Here is a 23860-nt window from a genome sequence, read left to right as displayed (position 1 = left end):
GTAGTTAAAGTTGGCTGTTGCTGACAACGGCGGTGGCGTCGATCTCCACCAGCCACTCGGGTCGGGCCAGGGCGCTGACCACGAGGCCGGTAGATACCGGATGGACGCCCCGGAGCCATTTGCCCATTGTTCGGTAGACAGGCTCCCTGAATCGGGGGTCGGTCAAGTAGACGGTGACCTTGACGATGTCCGCCAAGGAGCTGCCGGCCTCTTCCAAGAGCATCTTGATATTGGCCATTGCCTTCTCCGCCTGTGCTTCTACATCACCGACGCCGACGGATTCGCGCGTATCCAAGTCCTGCCCGATCTGACCGCGAAGGTAGACCACGCCGTTGGCGACCACCGCTTGGCACAAATCATTGTCGAGGTTTTGCTCGGGGTACGTTTCCCTGGTGTTGAATGGCCGGATCCGTGTGTGAGTTGTTGCTGTCATCGCGACCCGTTCACCTTCTCCGAGAGATCTGCCGCGGACTTAACCAGATCGAGCGGGCCATCCCAGTCGAAGTTACGGTAAACGGCGCCGAGCTGGGCGAAAGGCGGCGACTGTGCGAAGAGCTGGAACGTCAGGCGATGGCCAGCGTAGTCGCTATTGAGCAAGTCGCGTGCAAACGCGAGGAGGCGACGGCGGTCCTCAGCCACCCAGTTTTCGTTCACTGAGTAGAACTTGTCCAGCCAGGATCCGACTTCCGGGTCGTTGAAGGTTGCCGAGTCGGGCGTGATGCAGATCTGGCCGCCGCAAAGCTCACGGGCAATGTGCATCATGGCCGGGAGCTGTGTCAGCGCGGTGACGCGGCCGGTATAGAGCAGCGACTGGTTGGGCATCAGGAGTCCGCCCGGACTCGGTTCGGCATGTGCGATGGCCGCCGTCAGGTGGGCGTTGATAGTCTCCCTGTAGCAGGCCAGCTGGGCCAGCTTTTCCTGCACAGCCTGCTGCTTCTCCAATCCGGTCTGCTTTACGTTCCACAGCGCCGAGCCGATCATCAAATCGGCCAGATGCAGTGTTCGCTGCACGAACGGGAATGCGCTGTAGCGGTGCAGGGTGGACCGGATGAAGCCGGCCGCCTTGGTGTGGCGGTAGAAGAGAACGTCCTCCCAGGGGATTTCGACGTCGTCGAACACCACCAAAGATTCAACCTCATCCACGCGGTTGGCCAATGGGTAGTCGGCCGAAGGACTCTTGCTGGCGAATCCGTTTCGGGAGATGAACTTCAGCCCGGGCGATCCCATGTCCATAACGAAGCCGACCGCATAGTCGGAGAGTTCGCTGTTGCCCCAGTTGGCAATTGTGGGCTTCGTGAAGGCCTGGTTGGAGTACGCGGCTGCCGTCTCGTACTTGGCGCCTCTAACCACGATGCCATTGTCGGTTTCCCGCACCACGTGCAGGAGCATGTCAGGATCCTGATCCTGCGGGGCCTTGGAACGGTCCCCCTTGGGATCAGTGTTGGCTGAAACATGGAATGGGTCGGCTTTGATGGAGCGAGAGATATGCCGGCGAATGTTCTCGGAGAACCGTGGATCCACCTCGTTCAGCACATCCTGGCCGTCATAAAGCGACCACATTTCACCAATGGTCTCGTCGCCGACACGCGTGACGACTCCGCCCGCCTCGCGCTGGACCAGATCCACAGCGGCCCGCTTGTCGATCCAGTCCTGCTGCGTCTTGGGCAGCCGGTTAGCAATCGCATTAAGTTCGCCGGTTTCCTCATCCGCGTAGGTCATGACCTTCTGGGTCTCGGCTTCATGGGCCAGATCATAGATCCTCGCCCGGACATCCACGATCGGCTTGAACATTGGGTGGGAGGTAACATCGCTGACTTTCTCACCGTCAACCCAGACTTGGCGTCCGTCGCGGATGGAGTCGCGGTATTCATCTCCGGTGCGGATCATTTGGAGCTCTCTTTCTTGTACGGTCCGTAGGTGGGTCCCGATCCTGGATAATCGGGGAAAATTGAGGGCGGCACGGGCTGCGGTTTCGCATATGTCTGAGCGCTGTAGATCAGTGGATCGCCGCCGTGGGATTCAATGTCGAGGGCATGGCCGATATACACAAGGTGGGTCCCCGCCTCCACCGATTCGTGGATTTCACAGTCGAAGCTGGCCACGGCATCGGCAATGCGCGGGGATCCTGAAGGAGCATTGGTCCATTCCCCGCAGCTGAAGTCCCAAGGCTCTTTGCCCGGCCAAGGACGACCGGCAAAAGTATCGGCAACATGGTCGTGCTGACGTCCGAGGACGTTTACGGTGAACGCCTGGTTCTTGGCGATCGCGTTATTGATCGGGCTCCGGGTGTTGATACAGACGAGTACAAGCCGCGGATCGGCGGAAACCGAGCACATCGCACTCACGGTCTGCGCATAGCGTCCACCCGGCCCGTCCGTTGCTACGACAGTGACTCCCGTAGCCACCTTGCCCATGGCGGCGATGAACGGATCATACGCTCTCGCCGGCGCAGTTTGGCCCGAAGTTGCTCTGGTTTCGGTTGACATCGCATGCTCCTTTTCCGATTGCTGCGGTGATCTGCAATCAGTATTGGGCGGCTGCGAGCCATGTGTCCAACAGAAGTTTTCTACGATAGGCATCGAAAAAACCGAAACCTAGTAACCCCAAGTTTCCATAGGAAACGGTGGGTGTCCTATTTCAGAAGGGAACGCCTGCACTGGTCGATGAAGGCCGTGGCCCTCCGGGTGAGCCGCACGCCCGTCAAATGGACAGTGCCGACGTTCAGTCCTCCGTGCCCGCCATCGAGCTCCCGGGCAACAAATCCCAAGCCTTCATAGCTCATGTTGATGTTGGTGCGTTGGCTGAGAATCGAATAACCAAGACCACGGGCAACCAAGGCCCTCACCATTTCGAAACTGGTTGTCCGGAAGCGGATGTTGGGAGATAAGTTTTCATCCTGGAAGAAGGAGAGGAAGTAGTCGCCGCCGGGAGGAAGATCGAAGAGGATCAGCGGCTCTTCCACCAACTGGCTCAGGCTTATGCTAGGACGCTGCGTCAGCCTATGGTGCTCCGGCAAGATTACGTAGGGCGGCGTTGACTCAATAACAGTGCTGGTTAGGTCTCGTGGGCGCTGGCGACCGCTGAAACCATAGTCGTACAGGATCGCGAGATCCAAGGAGCCGCTGCGCAACTTCTCTTCCAGCTCCGAATGCGATCCCTCGATAAAGCTGAGATCTACGCCCGGATGCGAATCAGTAAAGTCGGCGATGATGCGGGGCAGCAGGATGGGTGCCAAAGTGGAGTAACACCCGACAACAAGCCGTCCCGACAGAGACTCACTGGTCTCCCTGGCTGAGTTGCGCAAATCTTCGACCCCGGCCAGCAAGCGACGCGCGTCCACCAGGACCTGTTGACCAACACTAGTGAGCGACATGCCGCGGGCATGACGGACAAATATCTGCACCCCAAGGGATTCTTCGAGGTCGGTCAGAGCCGTGGAAACGGCAGATTGCGATAGATACAACTTGGTTGCCGCCGCGGTCACGCTGCCGGTTTCTGCGGCCGCTACGAGATACTCCAGCTGCCTCAAGCTCACGTTAGACATCGATTAAACCGAAACCCTTCTTCGAATACATCTGTTTTACACGATGCACTGCGCACTGCATAGTCGTTGTAATCACTGAACGCCTCACAGATTCTCCAAGGAGCAAAGATGAATGATCCCGAGCTCGCGCTGCTTTTCGACACACTCTCCATTGACTCGACATGGGGCAAGGAGAAGGAACTGGCCCAGTACATGGGTAGCCAGATGGAGTCCTGGGGAGTCGACGACGTAGAGCTGGTCGACTCCATGCCGGGGCGTCCCAGTGTTGGCGGCCGCATCCGGGGAACCGGCAAGGGAAGGTCATTGATCCTCAACGGCCATTTAGACATTTATGAAATGTCCCCCGATTGGACGCGGGATCCGTTCAACCCCGGTATCGAGGAGGGCCGCATCTACGGCGGAGGCATCGCCGACATGAAAGCAGCGACGACCGCAGCGCTGGCGGTGATGCGCAGGATCGCTACATCGGGCGAGCGCCCCGCGGGCGACGTCATATTCCAAGGTGTGTCCTGCCATTTTGAAGGCGGGGTCGGCACAAGGTCCCTACTGGAGGCTGGCTTCACCGCTGATGCAGCCATCTGCGGTGAGCCGACGGACAACACAATTGGCACGGTTCATCGGGGCGCCGCCTACTTGAAGATCACGACATTCGGCAAGCAGGCCCACACCTCGGCCAAGGAACTAGGACTGAACGCCATTGAAACCATGGAGCCCATTCTGGCGGCCATGCGGAAGCTCGAAGGAGTCATGCCTTACGAACCGCATCCGGATCTGCCCGGCGGGCCCAACCTGAATATCGGCACTATCCGTGGCGGCACAAAGCACAACCAGGTGCCGGACCGCTGCGAGATGACCTGCGATATTAGGCTCCTGCCCTCCCAAGATCCATACGACGTCAAGATCCAGGTTGAGCAGATGGTCAGCGAGCTCAAGGCTTCCGATCCTCGTATCGAAGCCATCGTAGAATTCAGTGACCATTGGCTCAGCGGACCCCGGTTACCCTACGAAATTGACAAGAACTCCCCTATCTCCAGGACTGTCGCGAAAGCAGTGCAGGAGGCCGGAATCTCGCCGGTCTACCAAGGTATCCAGTTCTGGACGGACATGGTGCCCCTGAAGCAATTCGGAATTCCCTCGGTGAATGTAGGACCAGGGACACCCCCCTACAGCTGGGCGGATGAGTGGGTTGAGCTCGCAAAGTACCGCCAAATTATAGAAATCTATGACAACGCAGTCCACAGCTGGTGCCGCTGAGGCAAGATCTCCACCGCGGCGACAACAGCACCAACAGCACCGAAACGCATATCTCCGAGTAGTTCCGAGAAAGGTTCTTCCATGAAAAAGTCAGCTAAGCTCGCCGGTCTCCTCGGTGGTGCAACAACCCTTGCTCTGCTCGTCTCCGGTTGCGGTGGTGGCAGCACCGCCGCGGAAGGTGAAAACAGTGCAGCGCCCGCGGCCGGCACCAGCAGCGTCGAAACCAATACGCCGGGCCAACTCAATGTCGGGGTCGATCTGACTTACCCGCCCTACGACATGCTCGTAGACGGCAAACCGGCCGGCTTTGATGTCGACTTTATGAACGCACTGTCCGCAGAACTGGGGCTGGAGCCCAAATTCACCGATACCCGCTTTGCCCAGATCGTCGCTGGCATCAAGGCAGATCGCTATGACGTGATCGCCTCCACCTTGTACATCTCCGCCGGCCGGGACAAGGAAGTGGACTTCGTGCCGTATTTCCAGACAGGAAATTCCATCCTGGCGCCGCAAGGCGAGGAACCACTAGTTACGGCCCAAGATCTCTGTGGCAAGACGGTCAGCGTCATCACGGCCACAGTGATCGCCAAACTGCTTCCTTCCACCGAAAGTGACAAGTGCAAGGAAGCAGGGAAGCCCGTCATCAACGTGAAGGAATTCCCGACGGATCCCGAAGCAACCCAAGCACTGCTCGCAGGTCAGGTGGATGCGCAGATGACAGATGCCGCAGTAGCGAAGACCGTGGTGGAAAAGTCAAACGAACGGGCGACGATCACCAGTACTGAATTGATCTATCCGATCGCCGTCGGGCTGGCCGTGCAAAAGGGCAATAGCGAGATGCAGAAAGCACTCGAGACCGGCATCGAAGCCATGAAGGAGTCCGGCACCTACGATGAGCTCCTCCAGGAATACAACCTTGAGCCCGTCGACCCGCAAGTCCTCGAAGATTCGCTGAAGCAGGGATAATCATGACGTTCGACTGGGCATACACATTCTCGCTCTTTGCAAACCCTGACCTGTGGCGGGCAGCCGGCCTCGTCGTCGCACTCAGCCTGCTGTCTTGGGTCATCGCCAACATCGCCGGCATCGGCCTGGCGCTAATGAAAGAATCCCGGTCCAGGGTCCTTTCCACCGCAGCCGGTGCCTATGTCTGGCTGTTCCGTAGCCTGCCGCTGCTGGTCCTGTTGGTGTTCGCCTACAACATCCCGCAGGTCTTTCCCGCAACGCAGGTGGTCCTCGGTTCATCATTCAATGCCGCGTTGATCGCCCTGGTCCTCAGCGAAGCGGCCTACATGGCCGAAATTCACCGAGGTGGCCTGCTGTCCGTTTCCACTGACCAACGGGAAGCGGCGCGGGCGCTGGGACTGCCGTACGGACGGGTGCAGCGCCAGGTGGTTATCCCGCAGGCATTCCGTATCGCGCTGCCTGCCCTGGGTAATGAGTTCGTCTCAATTCTGAAACTGACTTCATTGGCAAGTGTCATCTCGCTTGAGGAGATCCTTCTTGTCGGTCAGCGGCTGTATACGCAGAACTTCATGGTCTTGGAAACGCTGTTCGCCGTCGCTATCTTCTACGTCCTGCTGGTCACTATTTTCGACCGGTTGCGGGATCTACTCGAGCGCAGGCTTGACGTGAACCGCCGCCGTCCCGCTCTGCATGGAGATGGCGATGTGGCTATCCAGGGAACGGTGGTCCGCGGTCGCGAGCGCCGTCCACACGAGGGCGAGAAGCTGGTCAAGGCTCAGGGCGTCACCAAGTCTTTCCACGGGAACCAGGTCTTGAAGGGTGTGGACATGGACGTCCACGCAGGCGAGGTGGTTGTGGTTATCGGCCCGTCAGGTTCCGGCAAAACCACCTTGGTACGTACCTTGAACCATCTGGAACCGGCCGACGGCGGAAGCATCGAAATCAACGGCCAGACTGTCGGCTGCAAAGCCGGTCCCCAAGGACGCGTTGTTGCCCTCTCCGACCGTGACATTTCTTTGCAGCGCCGCAACATCGGAATGGTGTTCCAGAGATTCAACCTCTTCCCCCACAAGACAGTGCTGGAGAACGTCACCCTGGCACCCGTCCAACTGCACCTCATGACGGCAGCCGAAGCCGAAACATTCGGCATGGAGCTTCTCCGCAAGGTTGGCATGGCAGCACATGCCAAGAAGTACCCGCACCAGCTCTCGGGTGGCCAGCAGCAGAGAATTGCTATCGCCCGCGCTCTGGCCATGAAGCCATCGGTCATGTTGTTCGACGAGCCAACTTCGGCGTTGGACCCTGAACTAGTGGCAGAAGTCCTTGCGGTCATCGCCGAACTAGCCCGGGACGGCATGACCATGGTGATCGTGACACACGAGATGAAGCTAGCCCGCGACGTTGCGGACTGGGTGGTTTTCATGGAGGACGGGAACGTGGTGAAGCAGGGTCCGCCGGAGTCGCTTTTCGGTCCGGACGCAGAGCCTCGGATCAAGCGATTCGTCCAGTCCGTATCGGATGTTCCCGTCACTGCACAGACTCCAGTCATCGGGTAAGTGCAAAGGGAAATTACGACGGCGGCGCTCGGCTTTGATGCCGGGCGCCGCCTTGGGTTCTGGCCCGGCTACATCAGCAGGTTGTGCAGCGGGATCTCCGTGGCCTCCGACTGCCCGCTGCAACAGCGGCGTCAGGACAGGTCTGTCCCCTGCTGGACGAGGTTCTCCGGTTCGGAGCCAGTGCCGAGCGCGTCCAGTTGGCGCTTGAGCAGATGCACGATCCGCGGAAAGAATGCGGATGTGTCGCCGCCGACGTGCGGGGTGATGAGGGCATTTTCTGCCTGCCATAGCGGGTGGGTCGCAGGAATCGGTTCTGGATCGAAGACGTCTATGGCGCAGCTGATCCGCCCGGAAACCACCTCTGCGGTCAGGGCCTCGGAATCGACGACACCGCCACGCGCCACGTTGACCAACAGCGCTCCATCCGGGAGCGCGGCCAGCACTTCTCGTCCGATTAGCCCACGGGTCCCTTCGGTGAGGGGCGTGATGACGATCAAAACGTCGGTATTTGCGGCCAGCTGGATCAGTTCGTCCTTGCTGTGTACGTGGCCTTCGTTGTCGTCGCGGGCCTGGGAGCCGACACGGGTGAGCTCGACATCGAAAGGGATCAGGCGCTTCGAGATCTCCGCACCGATCCCGCCAACCCCCACGAGGAGAACCCGCCGATCGGCCAGAGACAGACGCCGTTCGTGACGCCATCTGCCCTCAAGCTGGTCCTGCGCTGCCTTGTCGATGCCACGCAGCGACGCCAGCACTAGACCGACTGCGAGTTCTGCGGTGGAGGCGGCATGCACCCCAGCCGCGCTGGCCACGGTTACGTTCGCACCCACCGCCTCACGGACGCCGTCGATTCCGGTGGTCTGTGCCTGGACAAACTTTAGATTTCCAGCCCTACTCAGTGAGCCCAGCACTGTCTGCGCGTTCAAGTACGGCAGCACAACGGCGTCGACCTCGGCGAGGTCCACGTCAACAGGATCGTCTCGAAAGTCCCAAACCGTTGCACGAATCCCGTCAGGCAGGGGCTGGACAGCTTCGAGCAGTTCCCGGTCAGGGAATGTGATGGTCTTGATAGGGCCAGCTGTTGAGCTCATGAAGCGTCCTCCCGCAGGTGATCGTTTTCTGTAGATAGTCGTGCTGAAGTTCCGGCACGAACCGGTGTAGAGATTTTCATCTTCACGCTTGCTGCTGAGCAGGGACGTGTGTCAGGGCAGAGCCTGCCGGCCTGAGCGCCGGGGCTGCGTCGCTGTCCTCGAAAGCTTGGGCGAAGCGCATATAGGCGCCGGTGAGATGCTCTTGCATTGCTTCCTCCGCCCGCTCGGGATCGCAGTCGCGAATGGCGCGCCACACCTGCCGGTGCTCTTCCAAAGTAATTGCACCGCCGATATCTGCCGGATAGAGCCGGAAAATATGCAAATGGCAGTGAGTTTGGGTGTAAGCGTTGAGAACCACATCGTTGCCGGTTGCCGACAGGATGAGGTCGTGAAAACGAGTGTCGTGACTGACGAGATCCTGCCGGATGTCGTCATTTGACTCCGTTTGCTGGCGGAATGAGTCCAGTTCTTTCTCCAGACGCCGGGCTGGATTTTCCAAGCGGTCCACGGCGGCTGAACGAGCAGCCCATGGCTCCACAAGCAGCCGAAACTCGAACAAGTCACGCAGCGCGGACAGGTCCAGCAGTGTTGTCGTGCTGTATCCCCGGCCGGACGTAGCCACAACCAGGTTATCGCCCTGCAAGCGATGCAAGGCTTCTCGCACCGGAGTCGGCGAGACACCCAGTTGCCGAGAGACCGCCTCGATGTTGACCCGTGTCCCGGGTGGAATTCTGTTCTCCAGGATTTGGGCGCGCAGTTCTTCGTACACCTCACCCGTCGACAACTTTGTCTTGCTCTGTTCCGGCGACTCTGCCACTTCCACACCTTTCGTCCCCCTAGAAGGGTAGTCTCTGGCCGCCCATTGGGTGCGAGCGGTCGGTTCAAACCCATCAGAAGAAACCATTTGCAATGTGCGATTAATCATATAGGGTTTTCATCAATCCTATATGAACAGTAACGGGGAACACATTTTGGAACTGCAGACTTACTCCACACACGACCTTGTTCGCTTTTCTTCGAAGGCACTCCAGAGCGTCGGGGTGCCTACCGCCGACGCCGATCTTACGGCTGAGTCGCTTGTTGAAGCGGATGTTCGGGGAATCAACTCCCATGGCCTTCTGCGACTGCCGTTGTACATTTCCGCCATCGAGCAGGGTGGCATCAACCCGCGCCCGAACATGCACTGGCTGAAAGACTCAGGCTCCGCTGCACTGCTGGACGCCGATGGCGCACTGGGACAAGTGTCAATGCGGGCGGCAACAGACTACGCACGGGAGCATGCTCCTGATCGGGGCGTGGCCGCCGTCGCGGTCCAGAACAGCAGTCACTACGGTGCCGGCATCTTCTGGTCCGATCTAATGGCCGCCCAGGGGTTCATCGCCATTCTGACCTCCACAACCGGCCCAACAGTGGCGCCGTATGGCGGCGTCGCCAAAGTGTTTGGAACCAACCCGCTCACCATCGCGGCCCCCAGCGCCGACGGACATCCCCTGACCGCGGATATGGCGACCAGCACGGGCGCCTACGGAAAGGTCATTGCAGCTAAGAACGAGGGAACTTCCATCCCTCGGGGCTGGGCAGTGGACGCGCAGGGCAATCCCACCACGGATCCTTTGCAGGCCATGGCTGGGGCGCTCATACCTTTCGGCGGCCACAAGGGTTCGGGTATCTCAGCCCTGCTCGAGGCCATTGCTGCGTCTCTTGGCACGGGCACGTTCGCGCACGAGACCGAGGATATCTGGTCCAACCCCGGCTCCCGCATGAACACTGGGCACCTGCTGATTGCTCTGGATACAGAAGCCTTCACCGGCCGGCAGCACACCGAAGAGCGCGTGTCCCGGCTCCAAAGCCGGATCCGGGAATCGGGCGTCAATGAAGCCGTGGTTCATGCACCAGGAGACATCGAATATGCCAAGGGGCACCAGAACCAGGAGACGGTGACCTTGGCCGCTTCCACTACCCTCCTCCTCAATCAGCTCGCTGAGCGCCTGGCAATCGTTCCGGCCGAGCAGCCCGCCTGAATACCCCTATTACCGCACAAGACCGAATGCAAAGGTCACAACCAGTTCAAGGAGAACCAACGATGTTGGATTCAAAGCAGAGCGTTTCCCGCCGCGGCCGCCGCATGGCCAAGGTCCTGACCCTATCCGTCGCAGCCGCTGCAACAACCATGCTCGCCGGTTGCGGCGTGGGCGGTCCCGTACAGGCAGACGGCACCGGCGGTGCGGGAGGAAACAGCGACAGGGCGCTGCGGCTTGCCCATGTATATGAGGCTGGGCATCCTGTTGAAAAATGTGGCATCGCCACGCTTAAGGAGGAGCTGGAAGGCAGCGGTATCACCGTCGAAAGCTACCCGGCAGCCCAGCTCGGCAGTGAAGCCGAATCATTGGAACAGGTCGCCACCGGTGGCCTGGACATGGCCATCGCCGGGCCGTCCTTCCTCGGCGTCTGGCATGAGCCCGCCGCCGTCCTGGACGGAGCCTACCTCTTCGATGACGTGGACCATTTCGTGGAAACCATTGAAGGGCCGGTCATGGAACAGGTCTACAACGACATGAAGGAAGAAACGGGGATCAAGGTTCTCTCGGGCTGGTACTACGGCACCCGGCACGTGACCTCGAACAAGGAAATCCACGGGCCCGAAGATATGCAGGGCGTCAAGATCCGCACGCCTGATGCCCCGCTCTATCTAACCAATACCAAGATCATGGGCGGAACAGCCACCCCGATGGCCCTTGATGAGGTTTACCTCGCCCTGCAGCAGGGAGTCATCGACGCGCAGGAAAACCCGATCCCCACGATCGCCTCCGCAAAGCTCAACGAGGTCCAGGACTACATCAACCTGACCGGCCACATGATTCAGGGCATCAACATCGTGACCGGTTCTGCCCTCTACGACTCTCTGCCTGAGGACCAAAGGGCAGCCCTCGATTCCGCTATGGATGTCGCCTCCGACAAGGTCCGCGAGTGTGTCGAGACAGAAGAGAAGGAAACTCTCGAAAAGTGGAAGAAGGGCGACGGTATCAAGGTCAATGAGGACGTCGACCGCGAAGTCTTTGCCGAACGCTCCCGCCAGATGCTGCCGAGCGAGGTTTCCTGGGGCGAACTCTACAAGCAGATCCAGGACGCCAAATGATTCCCGAACACCCCGATGAACCGGACTTCCTCGAGTCCAAGAGCCCCGCACTGCGAGCCCTCGTCAACGTCGAACGAATGGCGGCGGCCGGCCTGCTGAGCCTCACGCTCGTCCTGGTACTTGTCCAAGTGGTCAGTCGGTATGTCTTCTCAAGCCCGTTGTCCTGGACCGAGGAACTGGCGCGGTTCGCGCTCGTGTGGCTGACGTTCATCTCGGCCGGATTCGTCATGGCGAGACGGCTGCATGTCACCGTGGACCTTCTGGCGGCCAAGCTTAACAAGCGGGCGGCAGTGCTGATGGACTCGTTCGCCATGCTGGTGGTCCTGGTTGTATCGGCGGCCATGACCATCGCCGGAACCCAGTTCGCCATCTCCGCCGCAAAGCTGAACGCCCCGGCAACGGACATTCCCATGAGCGTGGTCTACACGGCAGCTGTGCTGGGATTTGCACTCATCTTCGTGCACGGCCTGCTGAACACCCTGGTCAACCTGCGCCACCCGGAGGAAGTGCCGGAAGCCATGGACAATCTCGAAAAAGAATCCTTCTGAGGAAACGCATATGACATTGACCCTCATGCTCGTGGGCCTTCTGGTTCTCCTGGCCCTCCGAGTTCCCGTAGCGATAGCCCTGCTGGTGCCGTCGCTGATCTACGTCACAATGGACCCCACCGCGTCCTTGGGCATTGCTGTGCAGCAGACCACGTCCGGTGTCAACAGCTTCGCCATCCTTGCCGTGCCCCTGTTCATCCTCCTCGGAAACGTCGCAAACGTTTCCGGTGTCTCGGACCGGCTCTACACCACCGCCGTGGCCTACCTCGGCCATATCCGCGGCAGCCTCGGATACGTCAACATCGCCACCAGTTTCGGCTTCTCCTGGATGAGCGGCGCCGCTATTGCCGACGCCGCTGCCATGGGCAAGATCCAGGTTCCCGCCATGAAGCAGCGCGGATACAAGGAGGAATTCAGCCTCGGCATCACGGGCGCATCCTCCTTGATCGCGCCGATGATTCCACCGAGCATTCCCGCCATCATCTATGCAGTCACGGCCGGTGTGTCTGTCGGCGCATTATTCATGGCAGGCATCATTCCTGCTCTGGTACTGATCCTCTGCCTGACATTCATGGTTTGGTGGCTAACCCGGACGGAGCATCATCTCACTCTGTCCAAAGCCTCGTGGAGCGAACGCGGACGGTCCCTGCTGGCGGCCCTTCCAGCCTTTGGCGCCGGCGTAGTCATCCTCGGCGGCATCCTGAGCGGAATCTTCACGCCCACCGAGGCCTCGGGTATCGGAGTGCTTTACATCTTCGTCCTCGCCCTCATCTACGGATCCTTGACGTGGCGGAAAACCTACCGGATCCTCCTCGGCTCCGTCGAAACATCGGGCTCGGTCCTGCTTATTGTCGCTGCGGCAGCGCTGTTCGGGTGGGTGCTGGCCCGTGAACAGGCACCCCAGCTCGCTGCGGACTTCATCCTGAACTTCACCAACCATCCGATCGTCTTCCTCATCCTCGTCAACCTCCTGCTGCTGGTAATCGGCTGTGTCCTGGAGCCGACGGCCGCCATCCTGATCCTGGTTCCAGTGCTGGGGCCGGTCGCGGAGACCTTCGGCCTCAGTCCCATCCACTTCGGCGTCGTCGTCATCTTCAACCTGCTGATCGGCCTGTTGACGCCACCCGTCGGACTGGTGCTGTTCGTCTTGTCCAGCGTCACCAATATCCCGGTGCCCAAGGTCATTAAGGGTGTGTTGCCGTTCTTCGTGCCCATGTTGATCACCCTCTTTGTCATCACCTTTGTTCCGGCGCTGAGCCTTTGGCTTCCGTCACTGCTCGGCTTTATCTAAACGCCTGAAAGGCTCCATCAATGTCAAAAATCACCTCTGTCCGCACCGAAGACATCCGCTTCCCAACCTCGCTGGATCTGGACGGTTCCGACGCTGTCAATGTGGACCCTGACTACTCGGCCGCCTACGTCAGCATCAATACCGATGACGAAGCCGGCCACGGGTTCGTATTTACCTGCGGCCGCGGCAATGAGATCGTCACTGCAGCCATCGAGTCCTACGGCCAGTTACTTGTCGGCCTGGATACCGACGACCTGGTCAACGATCTGGGCGATGCCTCCCGTCGGCTCATCCACGACTCCCAACTCCGCTGGCTCGGCCCCGAAAAGGGCGTATCCCATATGGCCGCAGGCGCCTTGGTCAATGCGCTCTGGGACATCCGGGCCAAGCGCGAACAGAAGCCGCTGTGGCTGCTTCTTAGTGAGATGCCCGCGGAGGAGATCGTCAACGCGGTGGACTTCACCCACATCCGCAACGCACTTACCCCTGACGACGCCCTGGAGATCCTGCGGCGCGGCGAACCCGGCAAGGCAGAACGCATCACCGAGCTCCAGCGCTCCGGCTACCCCGCCTACACCACCACGCCGGGTTGGCTTGGCTACAGTGACGAGAAGCTGGTCCGGCTCAGCAAGGAAGCCGTTGCAGATGGCTTTGGCATGATCAAGCTCAAAGTGGGCGGTGACCTGAACGAGGACCGGCGCCGGATGAAGCTGGCCCGCGAGGCCGTAGGCGAGAACATCAAAATCTCCATCGATGCCAACCAGCGCTGGGAAGTCCAGGAAGCTATCGATTGGGTCAACGAGCTTGCTGAGTTCAACCCCTGGTGGATCGAGGAGCCCACCAGCACGGACGAGATTCTCGGCCACGCAGCGATCCGCAAGGGGGTTTCTCCCATCAAGGTGGCCACCGGCGAGGCCGTAGCCAGCCGCATCATCTTCAAACAGCTGCTCCAGGCCGGTGCCATCGACGTCATGCAGATTGATTCCACCAGGGTCGCAGGCGTCAACGAGAACATCGCGAATCTGTTGCTGGCCGCACGTTTCGAGACCCCCGTCTGCCCGCACGCAGGCGGCGTAGGGTTGTGCGAATTGGTGCAGCACTTCTCCTTCTTCGACTACGCTGCCGTCAGCGGCAGCATGGATAACCGCATGATTGAGTTCGTCGACCATCTGCACGAGCACTTCATTGAGCCTGTTCGAGTAGAAAACGGCCGTTATCTGGCGCCACAGAAGCCGGGTAACGGAGCCGAAATGCTGCAGGAATCGCGGGACCGCTGGAGTTTCCCAGCTGGAGCCGGCTGGCAGCAGGTCGGCAACCGCGCCGCTGTGACGGGCGGTGGCAACCGATGACCGCTACCTCGGCCGAGCAAGCCGCATCCCTAATCCAGACGGCCCATTCGGCTTACGAGCAGGTCCGCAACGTAACACCGGAAACCCGGGGCAGCTGGCTGGAAGCGATCGCCGCCGGTCTTGAACAGCATGCGGACGATTTGGTCGGGATTGCCGGCCGGGAAACGCATCTGGCCGAGGCTAGGCTCCGCTTCGAGCTCAAGCGTTCGGTCTTCCAACTGCGCCTCTTCCGCGACGAGATCCTCCGCGGCGAGAACCTGGATGCCACCATCGACCACGCCGACCCGGAGTGGGGCATGGGCCCGAGGCCGGACATCCGGAAGGTCAACGTTCCCCTCGGCGTCGTCGGCGTCTTCGGCGCCTCCAACTTCCCGTTCGCCTTCAGCGTCATGGGCGGGGACAGTGCCTCGGCCCTGGCTGCGGGTTGCGCCGTCGTACACAAAATCCATGACGGCCACCTGGAACTGGGCCTCCGAACCGGAGAAATCGTCGTCGAGGCGCTCGCCGCGGCCGGCGCTCCCGCCGGGCTCTTTGCTACCGTCACGGGCCGAGCCGCTGCGGAGGCCTTGGTGGACCACCCGCTCGTTATGGCCATCGGCTTCACCGGTTCGACGGCGGGCGGGCGGGCGCTCTTCGACAGGGCATCGCGCCGCCCGGTGCCGATCCCCTTCTACGGCGAGCTGGGCAGCATCAACCCGGTCTTCGTCACGGAGGAGGCCTGGAGCCGGCGCAAGGATGAGATCCTGTCCGGCTACGCGGGATCGTTCACCATGGGCATGGGCCAGTTCTGCACCAAGCCCGGACTGCTGTTCGCACCCGTGGAAGACACCGAGGACGTCACCCGGCTGCTGGAGCGCGAGCTCGAAGGCAAGCCCGTTGCCCCGCTGCTGAGTCCGCGCCTGCGTGAAGGCTACGATTCGGCTTTGGCCGGTGTCCGGGACACCGAGGGGGTACAGGTCCTCATCCAGGGGAACGACGACGACGCTCCGTCGCCTACCGTGTTGTCCACGTCTGCGGATGCCGTACGCGAGCGGCCCGAACTCCTGGAGCAGGAGATGTTCGGACCGGCCACCTTGCTGATCGGGTACAAGCCGGGCAGCGATCTGGCCGAGCTGGCTGCGCTCCTTCAGGGACAGCTTACGGCCACGGTCCAGGCTGAGCCGGAAGAGGAGCTCGGCGACCTGCTGACCGTGCTGCGGGAGAAGAGCGGCCGCGTGCTGTGGAACTCCTGGCCCACCGGCGTGACGGTGAGCTATGCCCAGCAGCATGGCGGCCCCTACCCGGCAACCACCGCGCCCGGCACGACGTCCGTGGGGACCGCGGCCATCCGTCGCTTCATGCGCCCGGTCGCGTACGATTCCTTCCCCGCGACGCAGCTTCCGCCGCCGTTGCAGGAGGACAACCCCTGGGGCATCGCGCGCCGCGTTGACGGACAGTGGGAACGACCGGCCAAGGGAGGGAACTAGCATGACCGCGTTTCCCGCACGGGAGATCCTGCCCTCCGACGCCGACGAAGCGCTGCTGATCGGCCGGGTCTGGGACCCCGAGTCCGGCGGCCCGCGGGTAGTAGTGGCCAAGGGCGAAGACGTCTACGACATTACCGCCGTGGCCCGCACTGTCGCCGACCTCTTGGAACAGGATGACCCCGCCCAGCATGCGGCTGCCGCCTTGGACCGCCCCCGCTGGACGCTGGCCGAGCTCGTCGACGCCTCATGGAACGCGGACGCCGGCAGCGCCCACCTCCTGGCACCCATCGACCTGCAGGTCGTCAAGGCCTGCGGCGTGACGTTCGTGGAAAGCATGGTCGAACGCGTCATCGAAGAACGTTGCGGTGGTGACTTCAATAAGGCCGCGGAGGTCCGGGAGCTTGTGGGCAAGGCACTCGGCGGAAGCATTTCGTCGCTCCGGCCGGGCTCCGAAGCAGCCATGCAGGCCAAACGGGTGCTCATCGCCGAAGGTATGTGGTCCCAGTACCTTGAAGTAGGCATCGGGCCGGACCCCGAGGTTTTCACCAAGGCCCCGGTCCTCTCGGCCGTCGGCTTCGGTGCCGACGTCGGCATTCCCACCTTCTCCTCCTGGAACAATCCGGAACCGGAACTGGTCCTCGTCGCGGATTCCTCCGGCACCGTCCGCGGTGCCACACTCGGAAACGACGTCAATCTCCGGGACGTCGAAGGGCGCAGCGCCCTGCTCCTGGGCAAAGCGAAGGACAACAACGCATCCACGGCTCTGGGGCCCTTCATCAGGCTCTTCGATGGCGACTTCACACTGGATACGCTCCGTGAAGAGGAGATAACGCTTAAGGTGCAAGGCCAGGACGGCTATGCATTGGAAGGGCGCAATAACGTCGCCAAGATCAGCCGGCCCTTCGAAGAGCTGGTGCGGGCCGCCCACGGCAGTCACCACCAATACCCGGACGGCTTTGTCCTGTTCACGGGAACACTGTTTGCGCCCACCCAGGACAGGGACACCCCGGGCCAGGGGTTCACCCACAAGCCCGGCGACACCGTCACCATCCGCAGCAAGCACCTTGGCACTTTGGCCAACCGGACGGGCATCACGGAAGAGCTCCCGCCCTGGACCTTCGGTATCAGGCAGCTGTTCGCCTATCTCCAGAGTCCGGCCGTCGTCGGCACGCCGCAACACGTTGGAAGGAACGCATGAAACTCGTACGATACGGCTCTCCGGGAACAGAAAAACCCGCTGTACTTACATTGAACGGAGACGGCAGTGAGCACGCCTACGATGTGTCATCCCTGACGGCCGACATCACTGGAGAATTCCTCGCGGCCGACGGGCTCACCTCCGTACGGAAAGCGCTGGCAGCCGGCGATCTGCCCGCCGTAGAGCTCGACGGCCAGCGGCTGGGGGCTCCCATCGCCCGTCCGTCCGCCATCATCTGCGTCGGCATGAACTACGCCGAACATGCCGCCGAATCGGGTTCGGCGCCTCCCACCGTGCCCATCATCTTCTTCAAGACCCCCAACACGGTGGCCGGACCGGATGATGAAGCCTACATTCCGCGCAACAGCACCAAGACAGACTGGGAAGTCGAGCTCGGCGTGGTCATCGGCAAGCGCGCCAGCTACCTGGACTCCCCTGCCCAGGCTGCGGAACATATCGCCGGATACCTCACCGCCAACGATCTGTCGGAACGCACCTTCCAGATCGAGGATTCCGGCGGACAATGGTCCAAAGGCAAGTGTGCTCCCGGTTTCTCTCCCCTCGGCCCCTGGCTGGTCCCCGCCACAGACGTGGACGCCAACAACCTGCGCCTGCGCAGCTGGGTGAACGGCGAACCGCGCCAGGATTCGACCACTGCCGACATGATTTTCCCGGTCGACTTCCTGGTGCACCACCTCAGCCAGTACCTGACCATGGAACCCGGCGACGTCATCCTGACGGGCACGCCGCAAGGGGTGGCGCTTTCCGGGAAGTACCCGTACCTGAAGGCCGGCGATGTCGTCGAGATCGAAGTCGAAGGACTCGGCCGCCAGCGGCAGACCTTTGCCCAGGCATGAGCAACAGCAAGAAGGACGGAGGGTAATGAGCAAGGAGATGGAAGGACTCGTGGCCATCGTGACCGGTGGCGCTTCGGGGATCGGAGCAGCCACCGCGGACCGGCTGGCGGATTTGGGCGCACGGGTCGCCGTACTGGACCTGGTGCCGGAATCCGCCAACGGAAGGCACTTCTCGCTGCGTTGCGACGTTTCCGACGACGCATCGGTGAAGTCCGCCGTCGAAAGCGTCGTCCAGCGGTACGGTCGGCTGGACGTCGTGGTCAACAACGCTGGCATAGGTGCGCAGGGAACCGTTGAGGACAACGACGACGACGAGTGGCACCGCGTCTTCGACATCAACGTCGTCGGCATGGTGCGGGTCAGCCGTGCGGCGCTGCCCCACTTGCGGAAGTCGCCCACGGCGGCCATCGTCAACACCTGTTCTATCGCGGCCACGGCCGGACTGCCTGCCCGCGTACTGTACGGCGCTTCGAAGGGAGCAGTGCTGTCAATGACCATGGCGATGGCGGCGGACCACCTGCGCGAAGGCATCCGGGTCAACTGCGTCAACCCCGGTACCGCCGACACACCGTGGGTCGGACGCCTGCTGGAGAAGGCCGAAGATCCGGGAGCCGAACGATCCGCGCTCGAAGCCCGGCAGCCACATGGCAGGCTTGTGCAGCCCAATGAAGTCGCGGCGGCCGTGGCATATCTCGCTTCCCCCGCGGCCGGGTCCACGACGGGAACGGCCTTGGCGGTAGACGGCGGCATGCAGGCGTTGAGGCTTCGGCCGGCAAGTTAGAGTGTGCCATGGCAATTAGGAGCACTGACGTGACCGTTGAACAGGCCGCCAAGCGCGCTTCCCCCAGCGCGATCCTCCGGCAGAACCCGGTAATCGCGGTCGGCAGCACCCTTACACTAACCCGGACTGTCGGCACACAATAACGACGGCGGTGCCCACCTACATCAGCAGGTTGTGCAACGGGATCTCCGTGGCCTCCGGCATAGTTGTAAAACCGCCCTCCACGCCCTTCTGCAGCAGGGGCATGAGGGTGCTGTCGCGGAAAGACTCCCAGCTTTCCTTCGACTCGTGGATTGCAATGACCCTCCAACCGCCGTCGGACGGACCTGCGGCGTGGAAGATTTGCCCCGGCGGCCGCTGGCCCTCGCCCGGATGGGCCGCGGCCACCGATGCCTCGTACTGGTCCTTGGTGCCGCCGGGAAAGAAATGCACGATTGCGTAGGCCGACGTTTCCATGGGTGCCTCCTTCAACTGTTGGAATGAACCAATGGTGGCCCTGCTCCGGCGCCGTGACAATAGGTTTTCCGCCGGACCTCGCTCCCGGCCGGCCGGCATCCCGATAGGGCCTAAAGTCCCTAGCGATCCGTCGGGCCGATTCGTTACCCTGAACGTGACGCATCAACAACCGCGGCTTCGTTGGGGAGGCCGCGGAATTGTCGATGGAGGTTGGGGGAATCCGTGTGGAGCCTGGGCGTGTTGGGAAACAACAGGCTCCACACAACCCCTGCCGGTAACCGGTCTGCGGTGATACTTCACGTTCATACTGAGTCCAAGAAATTCCCCCCCTGGCCTCAGCCGACCTTAAACCTCATAAGCCAGCCGAGACGGAGAAGGGACCGGAAGGCGCGTTTTTGAGCATTCCGCCGGGCCTCACGTAGTTCTTCCTCTGCTTCGGCACGCAAGCGTCGATAGGTAGTTCATCGTTCAGATCAGGGATTGTCGTTAAGCTCCGGGAAAGAGCGGACTGAACGCGACCGCCAACAACCCCGCAGCTAAGGTGGCATAAGGTTAGTCAGCGTTGCTCAAGGAGCCAGGCTCGGGTGTGTTAATCGACAGCATGCCTATGGGCCCGCTAGCGGTAGCAACAACCGTCGAAATGTACGTTTGATAACCGTTGCCTGTGAATCGCAGCGCTAAATGGCGGCTTATCTGCTGCGTTAAATGGCGCCCCGCGCCGCGCGTAAGCGGCTCGTTAGTCGGTTGAGGAGAGGTGCCAGCTCGCAGTGTCGCATTGGCCGTCATCGCTGTTACCGGTCGCCAAAACGCTCCCATCGGAGCGAAGGCCTAGCGTGTGAGTGGAACCAGCCGCAACCGCCACGACGTCACCCCACGATGCAACATCGCATTGCCCGCGACTGTTGTCGCCGGCCGCGCGCACCTGGCCCCCAGCGACCACCGCAACCGTGTGATAACTGCCCGCTGACACGGCTACAACGTCACGCCACGCAGACACTTCTTCGACCCAGGACGCTCGGTCCCCGGCCGCGATCACTCGTCCGTCTCTGGTGAGGGCGACCGTATGCAGGCAGCCCGCGGCCACCGCCCGCAGGTCGCGCCATCCGGCCACCTCGCATTGGCCCCTGCGATTGTTTCCTGCAGCCACTGCTGTGCCATCCGCCCGAAGCCCTATGGAGTGCCAGTCTCCCGCCGCAACGGCCACCAGTTCGCTCCAACCTTCAATGTCGCTGGCGCCTTCGTTCCGTCGACCAGCCGCACGGGCTGTACCGTTTGCGATGACTGCGAGCGTGCGTCGCCAACCAGCGGCGATGCTCACGACGTCGGTCCATTCGTCGACGTCGCACTGCCCCTCGTTGTTCCAGCCGGTCGCGAGCACCGTGCCGTCCTCGCGCAGTCCAACCGTGTGAGAGCGCCCGGTGTTCGATGCTGTGTGCACGTTTCCAGCCGCCACCGCGACGATGCTATTCCAGCCCTCGACGCGCCGTTCCTCCGCTGTCGGGATGCCCGCGGATAGCACCGAACCCTGCGCGGTGACGCCCACCGAGTGTCGGCGACCGGCCGCGATGCGGGGGTGGGGATAGCAAGTAGTCATCTTTAGATCGTCTCAGGAGTTGCGACGCGCAACATCAGTCCCTCGGAGGTTGTGGTCGATGGGGCTGCGCCTACGTGATGGAACGGTGGCAGCCCCTGGCGTAAAGATTCCCACGTCCGCTCTACGGACACCGCGGTTGAGATGGGCAGATCGCCCTGCATGCCATCGGCGACGAGGCCTCCGACATCGCGCTGGATGCCCTTGAGGAGGCCTACAGCATCAACGGTCCGCGCGATCGCCGGCACCGGATCGAACACCTGGAAACGGTGACCGAAGCCAACGTCCGCCGGCTGGCCCGCCTGGGCGTGGTCGCTTCCATGCAGCCGGTCCATGCCGATCCGTCGATCCAGGAGAACTGGCAGAGCATGCTGGGAGACCACCGGACGGAGCGGGCCTACCCGTGGACCGAATTCACGGCCGCCGGCGCCACCCTGGCCTTGAGCAGTGACGCTCCCACGGCCCCGCATCATCCGCTGCCCAACATGTACGTAGCCGCGACCCGACGCTCGGCTTTGGACCCGGCCTTGCCGGCGAACCTGCCCGGCTATGCCCTGGACCTGGCCGACGCCCTGTGCCATGCCACCCGCGACGCAGCCTACTCCTGCCGGGCCGAGAACCAGCAGGGGCGCATCGCCGTCGGAGATTTCGCCGATTTCACCGTCCTCGACGCCAACCCGCTCGCCGCCGAGCCCGCGGAACTCCTGACCAACCACGCCCGCCTCACCGTAGTTGGCGGTCGTGTCGCCTACCGGACTGCCGCCCACGAGCTCGTGTCAGCGAAAAAGTGATCCTGGACCTCGCCACAATCTAAGTACGACGGCGGGTGGTTGCTTTACGCAGCCACCCGCCGAGTCGTTGAGGTAATAATTGGTGCGGTGTGGCACTCCCTATCCCTGCAGGGCTCTGTGGTGTAAGGCTTAAACACCAGAGTGGTGGCTACAGCGAGGAGGCTGGTTAGTGGAGCGCATTCTCAGGTTCCTGACCCTGACACCCGTCCAGCGGATGCGGTCGGAGGGCCGGCGGGCTGTCCTGATGGGCCAGGCGCCCTTCACCGCGACCGTGTTCCTGTTGGCTGTGATCCACCCGGAACCGCTGGCCGTTCTTCAATTCCAACTGGGAGTAGCCTTGGCGGCGGTTCTGCTCGCGGGCGGAGTGATCGTGCCGTGGGAGAGGTCCAGCCGCCCCCTGCATCTGGCCATTCCCCTCCTGGACTTCGTCGCGGTCGGGCTCCTGCAGATGGGCGGAAGCTTCGAAGTGTTCCATCTGGGGCTGCTCACGGTGTTTCCGGTCGTTTGGCTGGCTTCCTCTGCCCGCTTTCCCAGATGGTGCATGGTGGCCAGCATTCTGGGCACGCTCGCCATTGCCTGGGAACCGGTCCTCTTGCAGCGTGAAGACATAGATTTTGGAAATGCCGCGCATGAGCTCTCCCGTGTTCTGCCGCTCCCCTTGGTGATGTTGGCGCTGGCCGCCACGGTTCGTCTCATGGTGGACAACATGGCCGCCAAGGATGAGGAGCTCAGGTCGCTGCTGGCCGAGACGGACAAGCGGGAGCGGCTCCTCAGGACCATCATGGATACAGTCGGCACCGGTGTCCTGGCGGTGGACGCCCAAGGCCATGAGATCCTCTCCAACAGGCAACAACGCTACTTTCAGCAATTGGCGCAAACCGTCGGAGGTGCCTCACCCAATGAGGACAGGCACCTTCTCTTTGAGTTCGGCACCAACGTCCCGCTGCCTGTGGACCAATGGCCCTCCCGGCGGGCTGCCCGCGGGGAGCCCGTATCAGACCAGCTCTGCACTGTCGGCGCCAAACCCGGACAACGCGTCCTCTCCACGTCGATCCGGTATGTACGCAGTGCCGCTGGAACTGTCGATGGAGCGGTAATCGCTTCCTCCGATGTGACTGAACTCGTCAACGCCATCGACGCACGGGACGACTTCATGGCCAACGTCTCACACGAACTGAAGACGCCACTGACCGTCATCCTCGGAAACACCGAACTGCTTTTGGACGACGCGCCGCCCGCACACCGCACGCGTTTGGAAGCCGTGGAGCGCAACGCAGTGCACCTTCTTCACTTGGTACAGGATCTGCTTGATTCGGCGAAGCGGACCGCGATTTGCCCGGTCCCCACCAACGTCTCGGAACTTATCGCCCACAGCGCCTCGGACGCCGGTCACCGGGCCGATCCCAAAGGCATCATCATTCGCACTGAAGTACAGCCGGATCTGCGGCTGGTCTGCGACCCCCTTCGCATCCGCCAGGTCTTGGACAACCTGATCTCCAACGCAATCAAATACTCGCCCGAGGACAGCACGGTCGTGGTTCGTGCCAGGCAGGAAGACAACCACTTGGTTTGCCGCATCGTTGACCAAGGCCGCGGCATGGATACCCAAGAGATGGGCGAAGCCTTTACCCGGTTTTACCGCAGCCCGTCCGTCCGAAAAACGGCGATTCCTGGAATGGGGTTGGGACTGCCCATAGCCAAAGCCATCGTTGAACAGCACGGCGGCAACATCGGTTTCGAAAGCACGCCGGCCAAAGGCACGGTGGTCTCCTTCACACTGCCGCTGCATCGGGACATACCTGCCGGCAGCAGGCCTGAATGACTGGTGGGCGGCTTGAAACGCCGTCGTAAATATCGCGGAGGCGTCACGGCCACGTCAAGAATTCCAGCGCGAATCACGACTGCATAACTCTGCTTGTGGGCCCTGATTCCGCGCGCCTAATCTGGAATTTAGGGACGTGCAGCAGGGCTGTGAGGCCCTTAAC

22 protein-coding genes are annotated in these 23860 nt (G+C 61.7%); 14 read left to right on the top strand and 8 right to left on the bottom strand.

Translation table 11 applies throughout. The features are described 5' to 3' along the window. Positions 1-4: 4 nt before the first annotated feature. From AC20117_RS15180 to AC20117_RS15165, 4 genes are all read right to left on the bottom strand, one after another. The gene (locus AC20117_RS15180; protein WP_074698969.1) at positions 5-433 is read right to left on the bottom strand and encodes a RidA family protein; all 429 of its coding nucleotides are present in this window, start codon (positions 431-433) and stop codon (positions 5-7) included. Continuing rightward, the gene (locus AC20117_RS15175) at positions 430-1887 is read right to left on the bottom strand and encodes a 4-hydroxyphenylacetate 3-hydroxylase family protein (RefSeq protein WP_074698971.1); all 1458 of its coding nucleotides are present in this window, start codon (positions 1885-1887) and stop codon (positions 430-432) included. Before AC20117_RS15175 ends, AC20117_RS15180 begins: the two co-directional genes overlap by 4 nt. Continuing rightward, positions 1884-2486 (bottom strand): flavin reductase family protein, encoded by a 603-nt coding sequence (locus AC20117_RS15170; RefSeq protein ID WP_074698973.1) that lies wholly within the window; start codon positions 2484-2486, stop codon positions 1884-1886. Before AC20117_RS15170 ends, AC20117_RS15175 begins: the two co-directional genes overlap by 4 nt. 146 nt (positions 2487-2632) lie before the next feature. Continuing rightward, positions 2633-3544: a LysR family transcriptional regulator gene (locus AC20117_RS15165; RefSeq protein ID WP_074698975.1), complete on the bottom strand. Its 912-nt coding sequence runs from the start codon at positions 3542-3544 to the stop codon at positions 2633-2635. Between the two features lie 108 nt (positions 3545-3652). Here AC20117_RS15165 and AC20117_RS15160 point away from each other — a divergent pair, with 108 nt between their 5' ends. From AC20117_RS15160 to AC20117_RS24415, 3 genes are all read left to right on the top strand, one after another. Continuing rightward, the gene (locus AC20117_RS15160) at positions 3653-4798 is read left to right on the top strand and encodes a M20 family metallopeptidase (protein WP_074698977.1); all 1146 of its coding nucleotides are present in this window, start codon (positions 3653-3655) and stop codon (positions 4796-4798) included. Positions 4799-4879: 81 nt separating this feature from the next. Continuing rightward, a complete protein-coding gene (locus AC20117_RS15155; RefSeq protein ID WP_074698979.1) occupies positions 4880-5764 on the top strand; it encodes an ABC transporter substrate-binding protein in 885 nt (294 codons plus the stop codon). 2 nt (positions 5765-5766) lie between these two features. Next, positions 5767-7320 (top strand): amino acid ABC transporter permease/ATP-binding protein, encoded by a 1554-nt coding sequence (locus AC20117_RS24415; protein ID WP_074698981.1) that lies wholly within the window; start codon positions 5767-5769, stop codon positions 7318-7320. A gap of 131 nt (positions 7321-7451) precedes the next feature. Here the strand turns inward: AC20117_RS24415 and AC20117_RS15145 are convergent, their stop codons facing one another. Together AC20117_RS15145 and AC20117_RS15140 are read right to left on the bottom strand one after the other, a co-directional pair. Next, positions 7452-8411, bottom strand: a complete 960-nt coding sequence (locus AC20117_RS15145) for a 2-hydroxyacid dehydrogenase (RefSeq protein WP_074698983.1) — start codon at positions 8409-8411, stop codon at positions 7452-7454. A gap of 82 nt (positions 8412-8493) precedes the next feature. Further along, positions 8494-9228, bottom strand: coding sequence for a GntR family transcriptional regulator (locus AC20117_RS15140; RefSeq protein ID WP_236777326.1), 735 nt, complete (start codon positions 9226-9228; stop codon positions 8494-8496). A gap of 223 nt (positions 9229-9451) precedes the next feature. Between AC20117_RS15140 and AC20117_RS15135 the strand changes: the two genes are divergently transcribed. The 9 genes from AC20117_RS15135 (at position 9452) to AC20117_RS15095 (ending at position 19037) form a co-directional block, all read left to right on the top strand. Continuing rightward, positions 9452-10432: an Ldh family oxidoreductase gene (locus tag AC20117_RS15135; RefSeq protein ID WP_236777325.1), complete on the top strand. Its 981-nt coding sequence runs from the start codon at positions 9452-9454 to the stop codon at positions 10430-10432. A gap of 62 nt (positions 10433-10494) precedes the next feature. Next, positions 10495-11547 carry a sialic acid TRAP transporter substrate-binding protein SiaP gene (locus tag AC20117_RS15130; protein ID WP_236777324.1) on the top strand — a complete coding sequence of 351 codons (1053 nt, stop codon included), beginning with the start codon at positions 10495-10497 and terminating at the stop codon, positions 11545-11547. Beyond that, a complete protein-coding gene (locus AC20117_RS15125) occupies positions 11544-12095 on the top strand; it encodes a TRAP transporter small permease (protein ID WP_074698987.1) in 552 nt (183 codons plus the stop codon). The genes AC20117_RS15130 and AC20117_RS15125 overlap by 4 nt, the downstream gene beginning before the upstream one ends. A 10-nt stretch (positions 12096-12105) precedes the next feature. Beyond that, positions 12106-13386 (top strand): TRAP transporter large permease, encoded by a 1281-nt coding sequence (locus AC20117_RS15120; RefSeq protein ID WP_074698989.1) that lies wholly within the window; start codon positions 12106-12108, stop codon positions 13384-13386. Between the two features lie 20 nt (positions 13387-13406). Further along, positions 13407-14735, top strand: coding sequence for an enolase C-terminal domain-like protein (locus AC20117_RS15115; protein WP_074698991.1), 1329 nt, complete (start codon positions 13407-13409; stop codon positions 14733-14735). After that, positions 14732-16201, top strand: a complete 1470-nt coding sequence (locus AC20117_RS15110; protein WP_074698993.1) for an aldehyde dehydrogenase (NADP(+)) — start codon at positions 14732-14734, stop codon at positions 16199-16201. Before AC20117_RS15115 ends, AC20117_RS15110 begins: the two co-directional genes overlap by 4 nt. 1 nt (position 16202) lies before the next feature. Continuing rightward, positions 16203-17399 (top strand): fumarylacetoacetate hydrolase family protein, encoded by a 1197-nt coding sequence (locus tag AC20117_RS15105; protein WP_074698995.1) that lies wholly within the window; start codon positions 16203-16205, stop codon positions 17397-17399. Continuing rightward, a complete protein-coding gene (locus AC20117_RS15100) occupies positions 17396-18256 on the top strand; it encodes a fumarylacetoacetate hydrolase family protein (protein WP_074698997.1) in 861 nt (286 codons plus the stop codon). Before AC20117_RS15105 ends, AC20117_RS15100 begins: the two co-directional genes overlap by 4 nt. Positions 18257-18281: 25 nt before the next feature. Continuing rightward, entirely contained in the window at positions 18282-19037 is a 756-nt protein-coding gene (locus AC20117_RS15095) for an SDR family NAD(P)-dependent oxidoreductase (RefSeq protein WP_101632612.1), read from the top strand. A gap of 159 nt (positions 19038-19196) precedes the next feature. Here the strand turns inward: AC20117_RS15095 and AC20117_RS15090 are convergent, their stop codons facing one another. Together AC20117_RS15090 and AC20117_RS15085 are read right to left on the bottom strand one after the other, a co-directional pair. Continuing rightward, on the bottom strand, positions 19197-19493 hold the full coding sequence (locus AC20117_RS15090; protein ID WP_074698999.1) for a hypothetical protein: 297 nt from the start codon (positions 19491-19493) through the stop codon (positions 19197-19199). A gap of 736 nt (positions 19494-20229) precedes the next feature. After that, positions 20230-21087, bottom strand: coding sequence for an RCC1 domain-containing protein (locus AC20117_RS15085; protein ID WP_074699001.1), 858 nt, complete (start codon positions 21085-21087; stop codon positions 20230-20232). A gap of 149 nt (positions 21088-21236) precedes the next feature. On the opposite strand from AC20117_RS15085, the gene AC20117_RS15080 reads away from it, so the two are divergent. Continuing rightward, positions 21237-21875, top strand: a complete 639-nt coding sequence (locus tag AC20117_RS15080; protein ID WP_335644995.1) for an amidohydrolase family protein — start codon at positions 21237-21239, stop codon at positions 21873-21875. 169 nt (positions 21876-22044) lie between these two features. Continuing rightward, entirely contained in the window at positions 22045-23697 is a 1653-nt protein-coding gene (locus AC20117_RS15075; protein ID WP_083339504.1) for a sensor histidine kinase, read from the top strand. The last annotated feature ends 163 nt before the right edge of the window (positions 23698-23860 follow it).

The organism is Arthrobacter crystallopoietes (genome assembly GCF_002849715.1).
Taxonomy (GTDB): domain Bacteria; phylum Actinomycetota; class Actinomycetes; order Actinomycetales; family Micrococcaceae; genus Crystallibacter; species Crystallibacter crystallopoietes.
Note: the sequence above shows the minus strand (reverse complement) of the source record. Positions and strands in the feature narration are given on the sequence as shown.